Origin of the sequence: Micromonospora sp. DT231 (assembly GCF_049847025.1) — a bacterium.
Taxonomy (GTDB): domain Bacteria; phylum Actinomycetota; class Actinomycetes; order Mycobacteriales; family Micromonosporaceae; genus Micromonospora.
In genome coordinates, this window is record NZ_JBNCNO010000012.1 from 118,881 (window position 1) to 133,981 (window position 15,101).

General features: G+C 67.9%; 11 protein-coding genes. 7 read left to right on the forward strand and 4 right to left on the reverse strand.

Annotated elements, in window-relative coordinates; all coding sequences use genetic code 11:
* The first annotated feature begins 145 nt into the window (after positions 1 to 145).
* The 7 genes from ACPXBU_RS26485 to ACPXBU_RS26515 all read left to right on the forward strand — a co-directional run bounded on the left by ACPXBU_RS26485 (position 146) and on the right by ACPXBU_RS26515 (position 3,461).
* Positions 146 to 1,030 carry a helix-turn-helix domain-containing protein gene (locus ACPXBU_RS26485; protein WP_425760118.1) on the forward strand — a complete coding sequence of 295 codons (885 nt, stop codon included), beginning with the start codon at positions 146 to 148 and terminating at the stop codon, positions 1,028 to 1,030.
* Positions 1,023 to 1,217 carry a DUF397 domain-containing protein gene (locus ACPXBU_RS26490; protein ID WP_425760119.1) on the forward strand — a complete coding sequence of 65 codons (195 nt, stop codon included), beginning with the start codon at positions 1,023 to 1,025 and terminating at the stop codon, positions 1,215 to 1,217. The genes ACPXBU_RS26485 and ACPXBU_RS26490 overlap by 8 nt, the downstream gene beginning before the upstream one ends.
* 133 nt (positions 1,218 to 1,350) lie before the next feature.
* Positions 1,351 to 1,776 (forward strand): hypothetical protein, encoded by a 426-nt coding sequence (locus ACPXBU_RS26495; RefSeq protein ID WP_425760120.1) that lies wholly within the window; start codon positions 1,351 to 1,353, stop codon positions 1,774 to 1,776.
* Positions 1,777 to 1,868: 92 nt separating this feature from the next.
* Complete coding sequence (locus tag ACPXBU_RS26500; protein ID WP_393238181.1) at positions 1,869 to 2,132, forward strand: hypothetical protein; 264 nt, start codon at positions 1,869 to 1,871, stop codon at positions 2,130 to 2,132.
* Positions 2,133 to 2,147: 15 nt separating this feature from the next.
* A complete protein-coding gene (locus ACPXBU_RS26505) occupies positions 2,148 to 2,408 on the forward strand; it encodes a hypothetical protein (RefSeq protein ID WP_425760121.1) in 261 nt (86 codons plus the stop codon).
* Positions 2,405 to 3,049, forward strand: coding sequence for a hypothetical protein (locus ACPXBU_RS26510; RefSeq protein ID WP_425760122.1), 645 nt, complete (start codon positions 2,405 to 2,407; stop codon positions 3,047 to 3,049). Before ACPXBU_RS26505 ends, ACPXBU_RS26510 begins: the two co-directional genes overlap by 4 nt.
* Complete coding sequence (locus ACPXBU_RS26515; protein ID WP_425760124.1) at positions 3,000 to 3,461, forward strand: hypothetical protein; 462 nt, start codon at positions 3,000 to 3,002, stop codon at positions 3,459 to 3,461. Before ACPXBU_RS26510 ends, ACPXBU_RS26515 begins: the two co-directional genes overlap by 50 nt.
* A 111-nt stretch (positions 3,462 to 3,572) precedes the next feature.
* On the opposite strand, the gene ACPXBU_RS26520 is transcribed toward ACPXBU_RS26515, so the two are convergent.
* The 4 genes from ACPXBU_RS26520 to ACPXBU_RS26535 all read right to left on the reverse strand — a co-directional run bounded on the left by ACPXBU_RS26520 (position 3,573) and on the right by ACPXBU_RS26535 (position 15,018).
* Positions 3,573 to 5,081 (reverse strand): HNH endonuclease, encoded by a 1,509-nt coding sequence (locus tag ACPXBU_RS26520; protein ID WP_425760126.1) that lies wholly within the window; start codon positions 5,079 to 5,081, stop codon positions 3,573 to 3,575.
* 83 nt (positions 5,082 to 5,164) lie between these two features.
* Complete coding sequence (gene pglX / locus ACPXBU_RS26525) at positions 5,165 to 8,656, reverse strand: BREX-2 system adenine-specific DNA-methyltransferase PglX (protein WP_425760127.1); 3,492 nt, start codon at positions 8,654 to 8,656, stop codon at positions 5,165 to 5,167.
* On the reverse strand, positions 8,653 to 12,774 hold the full coding sequence (pglW, locus tag ACPXBU_RS26530; RefSeq protein WP_425760128.1) for a BREX system serine/threonine kinase PglW: 4,122 nt from the start codon (positions 12,772 to 12,774) through the stop codon (positions 8,653 to 8,655). The genes pglX and pglW overlap by 4 nt, the downstream gene beginning before the upstream one ends.
* Before the next feature lie 255 nt (positions 12,775 to 13,029).
* Positions 13,030 to 15,018, reverse strand: a complete 1,989-nt coding sequence (locus tag ACPXBU_RS26535) for a DNA/RNA helicase domain-containing protein (RefSeq protein ID WP_425760129.1) — start codon at positions 15,016 to 15,018, stop codon at positions 13,030 to 13,032.
* Between the last annotated feature and the right edge of the window lie 83 nt (positions 15,019 to 15,101).

Below are 15,101 nucleotides of genomic sequence, written 5' to 3' on the forward strand. Positions count from 1 at the left end.
TCGCCTTTGTCGGACCCATCTTGTAAGGTCAGAGGCACTATCGCAATGAATGTGGACTCACACTGTTCCATTATTTGTGGGCAACATTCCCCTGTTGCAGAGCGGCCGTCGGGATGTTGCAAAATTCAACAGGAAGGAGAGCCGCGTGACCGACGACATGGGCTCGACGGTGCCCCGACGGCAGCTCGGCAGGGCGCTACGCGACCTGCGCACCGAGGCGGGGGCGACCCTGGACGCCGTCGCCGAGGCGCTGGAGTGCAGCCGGCAGAAGGTGTGGCGGATCGAGAGCGGGCTCGGCTCGGTGCGCGGCGTCGACGTCCGGGCGATGTGCGAGCTGTACGGGGCGACGGGCGAGTTGACCCGGGCGCTGACCTCCCTGGCCGGCGAGACCAGGGCCAAGGGCTGGTGGCACGCGTACGGCGACGCAGTCCCCGAATGGTTCGAGCTGTACGTCGGCCTCGAATCCGCCGCGTCGAAACTCCGGTTCTACAAGAACACTCTCGTGCCGGGCATTCTGCAGAGTCGCGACTACGCTCGAGGCATCTACCGCATCGATCAGCCCGATATGAGCGAGGACGACCGGGAGCGGGCGGTCGAGCTTCGCCTGCAGCGGCAATCCCTGCTGACTCGCCGCCTGCCACGAGCGCCGCAGGTGCAGGTGGTGCTCTGCGAATCGGTGCTCCTCCGTCCGGTAGGCGGTTCCGAGACCATGGCGGATCAACTCCACAACCTGCTACGGCTGACCCGCCTACCTAACATCGCGATTCGCGTGTTACCCCTGATCGCGGGGCCCCACCACGGGACCGTTGCTGGCGAGTTCGTGCTCCTTAATTTTCCGCTCGGCAACCGAAGCACGCCTGAGCCGCCGTTGGTCTACAGCGAGGCGATCACTGGCGCTCTCTACCTCGACCGTCCCAATGAGTTCGCGACCTATGAGAAGGTCTGGTCGAGCCTGCTGTCGCTCGCTCTTGATGAGGGACAATCGTTCCAACTGATCAACAAGATCATCGGGGAGGTTCACCATGGTTGACCTGACGGGCGCTTCCTGGCGCAAGAGCACCCGCAGCGCAGGCAACGGCGGCGAGTGCGTCGAGGTTGCCGACAACCTGCCCGGCATCGTCGGCGTCCGCGACAGCAAGGACCCCCTCGGCCCGGCCCTCACCTTCACCCCCAACGCCTGGGCCAGCTTCGTGCGCTCGGCCCGCACTTCCCGCTGAGGACTCGGTGGGTGTCTCGGGGTCTCCTGGGACATCCACCCGGTGCGGGCCTGCATTCGCTGGCGCGGGCATCCCCACCAGCGCTCCGTTCAGTCGTCCCGTAAGGGCGCAGAGGGGTCACGAGATTGTGAGCGTGCGGAACGACTTCGGCGACCTGATCCGCGCGATGGCGCGGCGTGACTGGGGCACGGTGGACCAACTGCTAAGCGGGTTGGAAGCCTCTGGGTGGCAGGGCGGCAACCAGGTTATCGGCACCGCTTTCGCCATCGCGATCAACGACCGGTTCGGCATCACCCACTCCCCCACCGACGTCGCCCGCTTCGTCGCCGACACACGCGCCCAGTTTTCCGGCCTGGAGTCGCTGCCCACCCTGGAGATGGAAGGGCTCGTCCGCGCGGCCCTCGGTGAGGTCGGGCTGATCGACAATCTCAGCCCCGAGATCGCCCTCCAGATGCAGATCGTGATCCTCGGCAAGCTGCTCCAAGACCGCGACTTCACCGAGACGCAGCTCGAAGAGTTCATCGCCGACGTGGAGCGCATGGCCGCCGAGTACCTCTAACCAGCAGGGCTGCGTGCGCCCTTCATCTCCGATAGTGTCCGTCCGACCACGCAAACGTGAACTCGTTGCGCGATCGTCAGACGGAGGGCGGCATGGCCAGCATCGAGGAAGTCAAGGCAGCGCTGATGCAGGCCGCCGAGCAGGGCAACGCCACGATCAGCCAGATCCGGGCCGCCGCCGAGAACACCGAACAGATGCTGACCCGACTGCGCGCCATCTCCGCCGGCACCGGGCACCCGACGATCGCCGAAGCCATCGCTCGCGGCGAGCAAAGCAAGCAACGCCTGGCCGAAGCCATGGCCCTGGTGCAGGGCAGCTCGGAGGCGGCACGCCGCTACATCAGCGTCCTCGGCTGAACGCCGACCCACCCGATGAGCGTTGGCGAGGTCAAGGCGTCCCTGCGCGCCGCCATCGAAGCCGCCCGCCAGGGACGGCGGGTGTTCGACCAGGCAGCTTCCGACGCGGAGACGGCCACCCGAATGGCGGACGCCGTCCTGCGCGGGAGTCAAAACGAGGACGTGACGGCAGTCCGTAACGCGCTGGCCGCTGCGGGTGCAGAGGTGGAACCCAGCCGCCGCCGCTTCGACAACACCGTCAAACACGCAGCCGACTACCTCACCCGGCTCGGATGAGCGCCAGCATCGCTGCGCTGGTCGCGCAGCTTCTCGCCGTACGCGGAACGCTTGATGCCGCCGCCGTCACGGCGCTGCGAGCCCAAACGGATGCCGAGCAGGCCCTGGCACACCTGGTTGGGGTCCAGCGGGGCAGCACTGACCAGCGGTTGAGCGCAGCCGTCGCGGACGCCGAGGTGGCCCGCGACAAAGCCGGCCGCTACGCCCGCCTCCTGGCCGAGGCCGCCCGCCACGTCACCAGGTACATCAACACCATCGCCCCCGGCGCCGCATCCTCCGGTCCAGATGATGCCGCTTCGCCGTCCGGGGAACGTCTGGTGACTGAGGCCGAGAGGCGTGGCCGACGGGCCGACATCGCTTGGCGGAAACAGGTCCAGAAGGCCGACAGCACCGAGGACAACCTGAAGAACGCCGAGACCAGCGCCAAAGAAGTCTTCAAGTTCTTCAAGCAACAGCAGGACGGTGCCACGAGCAGCACGACGAGCCCGCAATCCACGCCGGCTCACGAACGGCCGCAGGTCGACAGCCCGGTGACCGCCGTAGTCATGGCGGCCGGCGCGTTGGCGGTGACCGCAAAGGCCATATGGAACCATGGCAAAGCTCGACGATCGAGGAAGCGAGACGATGATGATCAGGCCTGAGTTGCCGGAGTACATCCGCACCATGGTGCGTGGCGATCACGCCGCCAACGACGCGGTCGAGGCAAGGCTTGACGCCGAGGGGTGGGACGGGCTTCCCCGCTTCCTCGCGGCAGTCTTCTTCCTCGCCGTCGATCGCCGCTTTGGCGAAACCGCCGGGCGTTCGGAGGTCATCACGTTCGTCGGCGACCTCAGAGCGGGGTTCGCCGGCGGTGGGCCGGAGATCAACGCCGAAGCCGCAGAGACGCTCATCATGTCGATCATCGATCCGTCGGTCGACTACTCAATCAATCAGGACATGATCGGTCGTATCCAGGCAGCCACGGTGCAGAAGATCCTGACCGAAGAGAACCTGTCGGACGGCGAGCTGGACGCCCTGCTCGCCGAGGCGGTCAACCTGTCTTCAAGATCCTGAGAAGCGGGCAGCAGCGATGACAGGAAACGCCGGGGCATGCTTGTTAGCACAACGCCTGCCCGCCGCCGTGCGTTGCTCGCATGGATCCGCTTGCAAACCGACCATCGCTAGCTAGTCCCCCCTTCCGCAGAACCGCCGATGATGTCGAAGATTGTCGGGGTTGATCGGATGCTTCGAATGCAGCCGCAGCTTGCCAATCTTGTCGCCACTGACGGTCCATCGCACCGTGAGATTGCTGTCGATGTAGATGGCGAAGGCGTCGAACTGGACGTGGTGGTTCGGGCAGAGACAGAGCACATTGTCCATGCGATCCGAGCCCTCGTGAGGCCTGCCCAGCCCTCTGATGTGGGCAGCCTCGCTGTAGTAGCCATACCGAGTCGCCAGCCGGGTATCGCAGATCTGACAACGGTGCCCATGGAGCCGCTTGACCTTATCGACGATGGCCGAGTTGCGAATGATGCGATCTGCGCTTACCGCCCTCCGCCTTGCCGGCCCCTGACCATCTCCCTCGGACCCGGCAGTGTCCTCTGCGTCCAGCACCCCCGATGCGGAGTCGTAGCCGGCAAGACCCACGTCCGCCAGGAGCGCCGCCTTGTCGATGTCGATCGGCAGCGCAGACGACAGGACGGCCACCGCGCGGCCCCGAGTCTCCGGATCACCGAGCAGAGCCGTCACTGCTGAGGCGAAACCAATTAACGGGGCATCCGCACCCACGGCACGGGGATCCGAGCCGTGCCTTCCGTGGAAGCCGGAACGATCGACTTCCCAGAGTTCGCTGCCGCTGACGATCTCCCACAGCCCGCCGTCACGCAGCTTTCCGGATAGGTCGGTCTCGCCCGGTCTGCCGTCAGTCCCGCCGTACCGCTGAAGGATTGACTCAAGGTCGGACCTGAGGTGCTGTGGCGCCCCAGGGTGACCGTCAGCGGAGGCGATCTGCCCGATATTCCAGAGCACGGTCAGAGGCAGGCGCCTCGCGGACGGGTCGGCGTCCTGCCCATGAAAGGCATCGACGACTCGTTCCAGCGCCTTGAACAGCCGCTTGCGGCTCATCTTGGGAGGAGCGATGACGGCCGGTTGGCGGGGCGCGACCCCTGCCGCGGCCAGCAGCGGCCGGATGGTGGCGTACTCAGCGGCACTGACCAGGGTGAGGCTCCGCAACGGAACGCCCAGCCCGAGCTGACGCAGGATCGGAACGGCCGGAACGGGCTCCTCAAGGCGCTCGACGTCGCCGAGCGCCATCATGTGCTCCCAGGTCTGCCCGTCGTCGTCTGCCCCCCAGACCCGCTTGGCCGCAGCAGGGTTGTGAAGAAGGTGCAGGATCCGGGCACGCGCGCAGAACGCCATGTCGGCGTAGAAGAGCACGTCATCGCCGACCCGCCGGTCGCGCAGCGCTCGCGCCTTGTAGTTGTTCACCTGGTTCGTCGGCGTCGAACCCCAGAGGCGAGCAACCCCGTCTGGGTAGAGCGCCCTGAGTGCCGCCAGGTCGGGACCAAGCTCCGCCGCAACGTCCCGTAGGCGGATCCCCTGTTCGACCGAGTTTTTGTAGTTCTGCGGCCCACGGTCCTTGGTGCTACCTCGCGGCTGCAGGACCAGTTGGGGTACGCCGCTGACGATCTCCACGTAATCCACACTCCCAGTTGGAGAGTCTCGTCTGCCAGCATCGTCGGGTGCGACAACATGACAGTCTTGGTCCAGGCTGGCCCTCACGCACGAGCGAGACTTGAGCGATCCACTCCCAATTGCGACAGCTCCGCATCGACCAGGTCGCTGAAGAACTGGGCCGGCGAGCCGGGAAAACCAGGGCGCTCATCGGCGTACCACTGATGCAGCCACGGCTCCAGCTCAACGATGCCGGCAAGCAGCGGCAGCAGCCGGTCCGCCGGCCATGCGGCCTGCAACTTTCGGTCCAGGTAAACGGTCGCCAGCGCCTGGGCCTGGGCGAGGTGGTCCCACCCGGCCCAGCCGAGCAGCTCCGTGCCGTCCCCATCGCGGCCCGCCTTCGGGTACGAGATGAAGCGCTCCTTCGGCACGTCGAGCTTGCCGCGCGCCCGCCAGTACGACGGCTTCACGAAGTCCGCCGACGTGTACTTCGGCGGCACCGCGACCTGCACGTCCTCGCCCGCGTCCTCCAGACGCTGCTGCGCCCAGGTGCGCTCCCACTGCGCCCGCTTCCGCAGCCCGGACGGCTTGTACCGGTGAACCGGCAGGTAGGGCACATGCTCGTCGGCGACCAGCTTGGCGAGCGTCTTCGTCAGGTCGTAGTCGTCACGGCCGACCCACAGCTCGAGCACCGAACGGAAGTCCTCGTCGTGGCGCACCCGGTCGGCAAGCTGCGCCACCGACTGCGGGATCGGCCGTTCCCCCCACAGCTCAGGCGACTCCAACCGGTCGAGCAGCCAGTCCCGCAGCGCCTTGGTCTGCATGGCATCCCAGCCGTCGGTTGCCCAGCGCCGCTTGCACTCCGGCCGCTCGATCAGCGCGATGTTGCGATCCGACTCGATGACCTCGATCCGCCGCTGCACCAACGCCCGGTAGTCATTCGGCCAGTGCGCCGGCACCTCGATAATCGGCGTCGATCCGTGCCGCGCATACCACTGCGTCTCCACCTCACCAGCGGCCATCTTCCGCGCCAGCACGATTTCGAACGCCCTCTCCCCCAGCGCCAGTGCTGGCGGCTCGGCGCAGGTCAGGTCCTCGTCACGCAGCCCATAGAGCCGGTAGACCTCCCAGTCCAACTCCTCCTGCACCGCGATCATCTGGGCCCGAGTCGTGTCGTAGTCGACCTGCGCCGCCCGCAGCCGCTTCCGCGTCGGCACGCCGGACTCCCCGACGGCCGTCGGTGTCAGGCTGGCGAGCCGCTGCGCGAGCAAATCGAGCAGCCGCGCCCGCTCCAACGGGTACGCCGCCGGCAGCGGAAACTCCTGCAACTTGGTCCCGGTGAACTCGTAGCGATCAGACCACTGTTCTGCGCTCACCCGGGCACCGTCGCCACCAATCGGGTCGCCGCCCTTCGGGTAACTGACCTGCTTGAGCCAGAAGCAGGCGGTCGAGCTGTTCAGCACCCCCAGCAGCCGCAGGTGATCGTCCTCCGTCGCCCCCTTGTTCAACTTAATCACCGGAGCGGTTTGCTTAAAGACTTTCCCACCCCTATCCAGCACAAATTGATTATGCGTAGCCACGAAAGCCATGCCGATTCCGAGTGCGATCGCGAAGCGCTCCGGATGCCAGCGACTCCACTCATACCATGTGAGGCCGATTTCAGCATGAGTACCCCCTGGCTCTCTTCGCTGTTCAAGCACGCGTGCAGTGAGCCAAAGAATGCGCCCAAGCATCGGGTCATCGATTGCTGCACGAAGATTGATATCGTACGGGAAAAGCGACTCCGTGGCGGCATTCATTACCCAGTCGCGCATCGCTTCTCCAGTGACCAATGGCACAACAGCTGCGGGTGCGACCCCGAACCTACGCCAAGTACCAGGAGATGAGAAGTAGCTGTCGTCAGACCCCGTATGAGTCACTCGCCCAATAGCGGAAACTAACCCCTGAACACGGCTTTCATGCCGCGCAAGTCGATCTACCAATTCTTGTGCGCCGCCACCGGAGAGGCTCCAAGGAAACCGCGCGAGTCGGTTTCGCTCCTGGTCACGCACCGTGACCCATTCCGTCTCCGAATTTGGAAGCTCGATCTGCTGCTTGATAGCTGACCAAACCAGGCCTAAATGCGGGCTGTCCGGCCGCCCCGGCTCACCTCGAACACCAAGGACGGTACGGACCGTCGCGCCTCGGCGGCGTTCGTTCGGGCGGCCAATCAGTATGACTGTTGGGGTCCCGTGACCGGGGATGTATGCCCCGGAGGTGTCGATTATCTCGGTCAACTCAACTCGTTGCGCAAAGTAGTCCTCGATAAGTTTCCTGCCGAACTCCCGCTTCATGAAGCCGTTACCGGTAATCTGGCCGACGCGGCCCGCGCCGTCGCCGTGCTCGTCCGACCGCTTAGCCAGCTCGAAGAAGCGCTTGGCGAACGGCACTGTCAACCCGTACTGCCGATGGCAGACGTCTGGATAGATTTCCCGGTAAAGCCCGCTGCGGGCCGAGTCGCCGACGGCGATATAGGGCGGATTGCCGACCACCACCGTGTACTGCCCCTTACGCAGGTAGTCCGCGAGTACGTCGGCGTCCTCGGTCGCGTAGGAGAAGGCGCTCTGGCCTTCGAGCACCGCCAACAGATCCCCTTGGTGCCGCGACTTGCGGCCCCAGTCCAGCAGAGAGTCACCCGTAGCCACCCGAACTAGCCAAGCCGGTGTGCGTTCCAGCGACGTCAGGCCGCACACCTTCATCGCGGCAATCAGCAGCCGGAACCGGGCGATAGCCACCGCGAACGGGTTGATGTCCACACCGGTGACCTGCCCGAGCGCCCGCTCGACCAGCACCCGGATGTCGGTAGCAGGCTCCCGCTGCCGCCACTTCCCCACCAGGCGACCGAACGCACCGAGCAGGAAGTGCCCCGACCCACACGTCGGGTCGATGACCGAGGTCGCCGGCAGGCCGAACTCCCGAACCGCCGGCTCGAACGTCCGGTCGAGGATGAACTCCTCGACGAAGTCCGGCGTCTGGAGCAACGCGTACGTCTTCTTCGCGTGGGTCGACAGATCCTGGTAGAGGTCGCCCAGGAAGCGGGTGTTGAGGTCGTCGACCCGCAGCGACACCAGACCCGGCCCGCGCCGGAAGAACTCGGACAGCTTCTCGGCCGCCTCACCGGAGATGCCGAACCGCCACACCGGGTTGTGCTCGTCGAAGATCTTGCCAGTGGCCTTGAGCGTCGCCAGGTAGCCGAACGCCTCTCGCAGCCACTCCCGGTCGTTGTGCCGGGGGTTGTCGATCAGGTACTGCTGACGGTGCTGCACCGCCCGATCGACCGGCGCCGCCGGCTCCGGGCCGCCGATCCACAGCGGTTCGACAAGCGCGTTGTCCTCGCAGAAGCGCACGAACACGCAGCCGAGCACCCAGGCCACCGCCGCCTGGTCGAGGAGATCCTCCAGCCAGGTCTCGAACGTCCCCGCCGTACGCCGCGCCTCAGTCGCCTGGGCGTGCTCCTTGCGCAGCGACGACTCCAACTCGGAGTCCTGGGCGACCTGGTCGCGCAGGTCGTCGGCGAGGGCGGTGACCTGACCTTGCAGCGCCTTCAGCGCGATCATCGGGGGGTGGTCCTCTCCAGGGCGGGGGTGGGGGGCCAGTCCTCGGGCAGCCACAGCGACTGGCTGGCCGGCGAGGTCAGCGGCAGTTGCTGCCCGTCGAGCAGCACCGGCTCGGTGCGCCGGGCCGGCACCAGCAGCAGGCGGGCGGCCGGGCGGGGTCGGGTCGGGTCAGCCAACTCCTGGATCAGCCGAAGTTGCTGGTAGCGGGCCAGCGGCGCGGCCTCGGTGATCAGCACCGGGCGGTCGGTTTCGGCGAGCGCCCGCTCGATCGCGGGGACCACCTCGTGGCGCACCAGCTCGACCAGGGAACGAAAGTCCGTGTCGGTCGGTGAGCCGTTGTCGGCGGCGACGATCGCCTCCCACGGGAAGCCAAGTGTGCGCAACTCCCGCAGCAGGATCGCGGTGACGTCGACCTCCACCAGGTCGAGCCGGTCCAGCAGCGCTCGCCGGGCGCGGCCGAGCCGTCGGATCGAGGCGAGAAGCACCACGAAACCGCTTCGGTCGATCACCCCGGCCAGCCGGGCCGTCGCCTGGGCTGCGGCGTCGGGTTCGAGCAGCGGCCCGACCGTGCTCAACACCCGGGTGCCGGTGACCGACGAGGTGCGGTCCGGCGGCGTGTAGCGGCCCGCCACCGGATCCCACACCAGGGGAATCTCGCGGAGCAACGCGTCCAACGTCGGCCGGGTCGGCAGGGGCAGGGCGTGCGGAAATCGGGTGCGGACTCTGGCGCGTACCGTCTCGGGGTCGAGGCTCTGACCGACAAGCGCGCCCGCCGCGAGTCGCAGCGCGCGCTCGGCGGGCATCTTCGCCGGGTAGAGCTGGCCCTGCGCGTTGACGGCGGCCTCGCCACCGCTGCCGGCAGCGGCGAGTTGCAACAGCCGGGCATCGCTGAGTGCCGGCATACCGGTCGGCGGCGGCTCCAACGCCCGCAAATCCTCGACGGCCCGGGCCCGCGTGGGCAGCGGGTCCGCGCCGGCCAGCGCGACCGCGCGTCGACCCAGCCGAACCACGTACCCGAGCAGGTCCGCCGCCGTCTGCACAGTGCCCGGGTCGTCCGGCTCCCGACCGATGAGTACGTGGTGACTGCCGCGCAGCCGCTGCTCGGCGAGCCGGGCGTCGCCGCCCCGGGCCAACTCGGTCTCCACGGCGGCGCGGACCAGGCCGATGGCCTGGGCGGTACGCCGCGGTTCGGCGGAGTACGAGCCACGGGCCGCGATCAGCGCCTCGGCCACCTCCTCGGCCGACATGGCCCCGCCCCGAGCGTCCAGCAGCGCGACGACCTCGTCGCGAACCAGGCCCAGCGCGGCGTTCGGTTGCCAGTCCCGGCCGATCACCCGCTTGAGCAGGTTTGATATTTGCGGCTGCTGCTTGCCGGTGGCCCGGGCCACCTCGGCCTGCGACGGCCACCGCAGGAAGGTGCCGTCGACGGCGGTCTGCCCGAGCAGCACCTGCAGCGTGGCCCGCTGCCCCGCGTTGCGAGTGGTCTCCGCCGGCAGCAGGCTGGCGCAGAGCGCCTCGACGCCCTGGGCGTGCGGCCGGGCCGGGATTGGCTCGGGGTCCGACCCGAGCAGCTCGCGCAGCTCACGGGTGCGGGCCAGGATCTCCTTGCGGGTCGCATCCGGCACCCCGCGGGCCCGGGTCAACGCCGACGGCTCGGCGTCCAACAGCTCCCCGACGGTGAGGATGCCGAGCCGTTCCAGCGCCGACCGGGCACGGGCGGTCAGCTCGGTGGCTTCCAGCGGCGACATCCGGTCCACGGGCGCGACGGTGCCGATGTCATCGGTGCCCGCCGCCGGCTCCGGGATCTCCCGGAAGACCGCCCGCCAGGCGTCGGTCATCTCGTCGAGGGTGTCGAAGCGGTTCGCCGTGTCCCGGGCCAGGGCCTTGGCGAAGAAGGCGACCAGGCGGTCCGCGACGGAGACGTCGAAGGCGGCCGGATCGAGGGTGACCTCGCTGGAGATGGCCGCGGGGTTGGCACCCTCGCCCCACCGCGGCAGGGTGCCGGTGGCCATCTCGTAGAGGGTCACCGCAGCGGCGAACCGTTCGGCGGCGGCGTCGAACCGCAGCCGGCGCGGCGGCCCCAGGAACGGGTCCAGGTAAGCGGTGGTGCCGGCGGTCAGCTGATCGGCCGGCACTGCGGCGAGCGAGAAATCGAAGACGCACAGGTGTGGTTGCTTGTCCTTCGGCCGGGGCCGCGACGCCAGGTTGGCCGGCTTGATGTCGCGGTGCCACACGCCCTGCCCATCCAGGAAGGCGATGATCTCCAGCAGATCGCGGCCGTAGCGCTCCAGCAGGTCCAGCGCCAGCCGGCCGCCGCGCAGATCCTCGGCCAGGGTGCGCTGCCCGGCGTTTTCCAACAGCAGGGCCGTCCGGCCACCGACCTTGATCGGGCCCTGGACCAGGGCCGCCACCCGGGAGTCGCGCAACTGCTCGACCGTACGGGCCTCGGCGGCGAAGCGGTCGGCGAACTGCTCGTCGCGCGCCACCTTCAGCACCAGGTCGGGACTGCCCTCCGGACCGCCCCGGCTGACCAGCAAGGCGATCGCTGTGGCACCGCTGCCGAGGTTGCTGAGGACCGTCAGACCGCCGTCGAGCACATCGCCGCGGTGCGCCTGCAGCGGGTCGACCACCGGCACCGGCTCCGGGGAGGTCAGCTCCTCCCACACCAGGTCGATGCAGGCCCGGAAGTCGCCGATCCGCTTCATCCGCAGCGCCGGGTCGCCCCGGGTGGCGTCGTAGACGGCCTCCACCAGCGCGTACGGCATGCCGTCGGCGACCGAGTCGAGATGCAGTCCGCCGTCGGCGACCGCCGCGAGCAGCTCCTCCGGCGAGGTCGCCGGTTCCGCCCCTGCGAAGATCCGGTAGGCGAGCGCGCCCAGCGAGAAGATGTCGAGCTGATGGCCCGGCAGCTCGTCCAGGGTGGCCGCCTCCGGCGCCTGGTAGCGGCGAACCGCGTCGTCGAAGAGGATCTCCAGGCTGGCCGGGTCGGTCGGGGAGCCGAGCGAGGTGAGTCGGGTGCCCGGCAGCCGGCCGCCGGTCTGCCAGTCCGTCACCAAGAGGGTCGGACGGGCGCTCTCCGGGTCGCAGACATAGATCGCCCGAGGGCTCAGGGAACGGTGTGACAGTCGCCGGGAGTGTGCGTGATCGACGATCTCGGCGAGATCCTGCGCGAGCTGGAGTCGTTGGGCCAGTTGCAGCTTGCCGTCCCGTTCGCCCAACCACTGGTCCAGGCGGACCCACTCCGGCCGGTGATCGAAGACGACCGCGGGCCCCCACGGATGCTCCACCAGATCCAACGCGCGGGCGATCCCCGGATGGTGGATGCCCTGCAACAGGCGGAACTCCCGCTCGGCGGCCCGCCGGATCGCCGGCACGTCCTCCTCGGTCGCCCGGCTGGTCAGGTAGAACCGCACGCGGCGCAGCAGGGAGGTGTCGACGGTGTGGTCGGCCAGAAAGTCCTGCCAGCCGAGGCCCTCGGCGAAGGGCCGCTGGTGCAGGACCAACTGGTTGACCCGGCGGTCGGCAACTGAGGGGCGGATCCGCGCGCCCCGGACCAGCTCGACGATCTGCCGCCCGCGCACCGCGTCGACATGGTGCCTGGAGTCGACCGGCCGGGCGAGCAGCATCTCCTTCAAACCGGGCAGCTGGGACGAGTTGCCGTCGAGCCCGTAGACGTGCTGGCGGCCGATGTCGTCCAACTCGGAGCGCATGTTCCGCGCGTGCAGGAACACCGCCGCGTTGACGTAGGGGACCCGGGATCCGTGCGGGGCGTACTGCTGTAGCACACTGCGCAGCCGCTTGGCCTTGCGGTTGGCCAGGATGAGCGGGCTGTCCAGCGTCCGCCGGCTGCCGCCCGGCATCCGGCGACGCCACTGCTGGCCATCACCGGCGATGACGCCCTGCCAATGCTTCAGCTCCAACACATAGAGGCCGCTGGAGGTGAGCACCAGCGCGTCGACCTCGTTGATCGAGCCGTCGGTGCCGACAAACTCCACGTTCGCCCAGACGTGGTACGGCTCGGCGTCCGGCAGGTACGACGCCAGCTCGCGCAGACCTTCCTGCTCGTGTGGGAACGCGCTCGAGTTGATCTGCTCCCAGCGCGGCGAATCCTCACGCATACGCCACCGTCCGCGCCCGCGCAGTCATGACAACCACTCCCCACGAATGCCCTGTTTCCGGTCCCGGGGACGGTACCGTCGCTTTCGGACAGTGCGCAGTCCTCCAGATGGCGACAGGATCGACTGGCCTTGCGGCCCATTCGACCCATTGACGGTCACACCGGCCGCCGACCTGCTCGTCCTTGGCCGGTAACGCCATGGCACCCGCGCCTCGCAGAGTCCGAATTCCGACACCGTTGCTCAAGGCTCGTCGAGTTAGCCATCTGCGCTGCCCGGCGCCCTGTGCGCGGGCTGCTCCTCTCGGACGGGAGACCGAGGACTGCCCTCGGCGACCTGCACGACGCCGGGCGCGGTCTGCACCCGTGTTGTGCGGGGTGGAGGCACCAGGCCGGCGAGGAACTCCTGCGTCTCTGGGTCCACCGAATGGATCAGCGTCCCGCGCATGCCCCGCGTCAGAAGGACCTTGTAGGCGTTGCGGATCAGCCGATCCGCTCCCGCTGACACTCGCCCGTCCCTGATGATCGCGCTGTCATCGGATTTCGTCGGATCGGTGCGCAACCGTCCGTCACGGAACACCAGATCCTCGCCCAGAATCACACCCGACCAGTCGTATTCGAAACCCTGCGCCGTGTAGATGCAGCCGATCTGGTCGAAGCCCCGTGGATCGGTAGCCCAGTAGGAGCCAGACGGGATGCCCTTCGGTGGGTGGTCGCCCGCCGCGTTCCACGGCCTCCGCCACCCGTTGATGGAGACATCCGGAACAAGTTGGCCGCCGCGAGGCAGCTCGTGCCACGGCCAACAGAAGCCGGCCGAGATCCGAGCCGATTGGCCGACGACGTGGCGTGGTCGCAGCAGATCCTCCATCTGCTGCGGTGAGGCGGCCAGCGCGACGCGGTAGTCGTCGTCGGCCGGCCAGCGATAGGGGGCACCTTCGGTGAGCCCGAGCAGGTGCATCACCCAACGCTCGTACCGGGGGCTGCCGCCGCAGCGAAACTGCGCACCGAGATGGATGTAGTCCACCTCGAGGTCCAAGCTCTCCGCCGCCTCGCGGATCATCCGTACGCTTCCCACCTCGTTCGGACGAACCACCTGATTGTCATCGAGCAGAAACACCGGAACCTTGGCGACCGCGATCAGTTCGTGAACCTGCGGGACCTTCCCGCTGAACCCGCCGCGGCGGGTTGACCTGTTGCGGATGCGGTGCGCCTCATCGCAGATCAGCACGTCGAGACTGTCCGGCGGCGATTTCATGAAGTCCAGGAAGTAGTTGAACACCGGGGCGGTCCGCTGCTCCGGGTCTCGGGGCTGCCTCCTGGCGTATGCCTGCACAGTCTTTTTGAACGCCTTGGACCCGGTGGCGTGAGAGACGGGACGCTTCTCCCGAGCAAGGTCGGCCAGTAACGTGAGCGCGATGGCGCTCTTGCCGCTGCCCGGCCCGCCGGAGACCAGCACGACCCGCTTGCGCCGTCCCTGGTCCGCCCAGCGGACTCCCCGCATGACCAGCTCGTAAGCGGTGCGCTGCTCGTCCAACAGCACGAGATGACGGCGACTCGCCACCTCTTCCGCCACCACAGCCAGAAGCTGATTACTGGGCCGAGCGGAAGCGTTCAGCAACCGTTCCGCCGCCGCCCTGTACCGCCAGGGCGCAAACCGCTCGCGCAGGTAGGTGCGCAGATCCTCAGTCCGGTCCTTAGTGAAGACCATCCGCCGTTCGGCCGGCGCGGTGAGGCTGCGAGTGGGTAGGTCAGGGATCTGTTGACGGTCGGCGTTGTGCAGGAACACGAGACCATGCACCGACTCCGGCCATTCCCACAGCACGGGCAGAAAGTCGGCGAGGTAGGAGCAGTATGTCTGCACCTGCAGCGCGGGGTGCGGCTGCGGCTCCCGCATTCCGGGGACCCGCACCAGGTTCTCCGCCTCGTCGTAGACGGTCGCCCAACTCCACTGCTTGAGCTCCACCACGGCGTAGACCGGCCGGTTCGACGATCGCTCAGCGCCAGCGAGGATCACATCGATCCGCCGGCTACTGCGAGGGAGTTGGCACTCCACGAGCGCGTCGAGATCGCCGAGCCCCACCGCACATAGCTCAACGGCCAACGCAGGGAGACTCTCCTCCCAGGAGGTCCGCTCGCTGGCATTCACCTGAAAGCCCGCGGCGGCCAGATGGGCGGCTACCCGACCTGCCAACTTGCCCGCCTCGGCGAGCTCGAGAATTTGATTGGGTGTGGTCTGGAACGCCAGCACTGACAGGCCCCCGAGGCACGAAGATCTCGTGCGGTGGGGGCGTGTCCTTCGTCGGAAGCCCGTCGATCCGCTGAACTGACGGT

Excerpts from the sequence above, each read along its gene's own strand:
- ACPXBU_RS26510 (WP_425760122.1), top strand. The coding sequence starts at position 2,405 with ATGAGCGCCAGCATCGCTGCGCTGGTCGCGCAGCTTCTCGCCGTACGC.
- ACPXBU_RS26505 (WP_425760121.1), top strand. The coding sequence starts at position 2,148 with ATGAGCGTTGGCGAGGTCAAGGCGTCCCTGCGCGCCGCCATCGAAGCC.
- ACPXBU_RS26490 (WP_425760119.1), top strand. The coding sequence starts at position 1,023 with ATGGTTGACCTGACGGGCGCTTCCTGGCGCAAGAGCACCCGCAGCGCA.
- ACPXBU_RS26500 (WP_393238181.1), top strand. The coding sequence starts at position 1,869 with ATGGCCAGCATCGAGGAAGTCAAGGCAGCGCTGATGCAGGCCGCCGAG.
- pglX (WP_425760127.1), bottom strand. The coding sequence starts at position 8,656 with ATGATCGCGCTGAAGGCGCTGCAAGGTCAGGTCACCGCCCTCGCCGAC.
- pglW (WP_425760128.1), bottom strand. The coding sequence starts at position 12,774 with ATGCGTGAGGATTCGCCGCGCTGGGAGCAGATCAACTCGAGCGCGTTC.
- ACPXBU_RS26515 (WP_425760124.1), top strand. The coding sequence starts at position 3,000 with ATGGCAAAGCTCGACGATCGAGGAAGCGAGACGATGATGATCAGGCCT.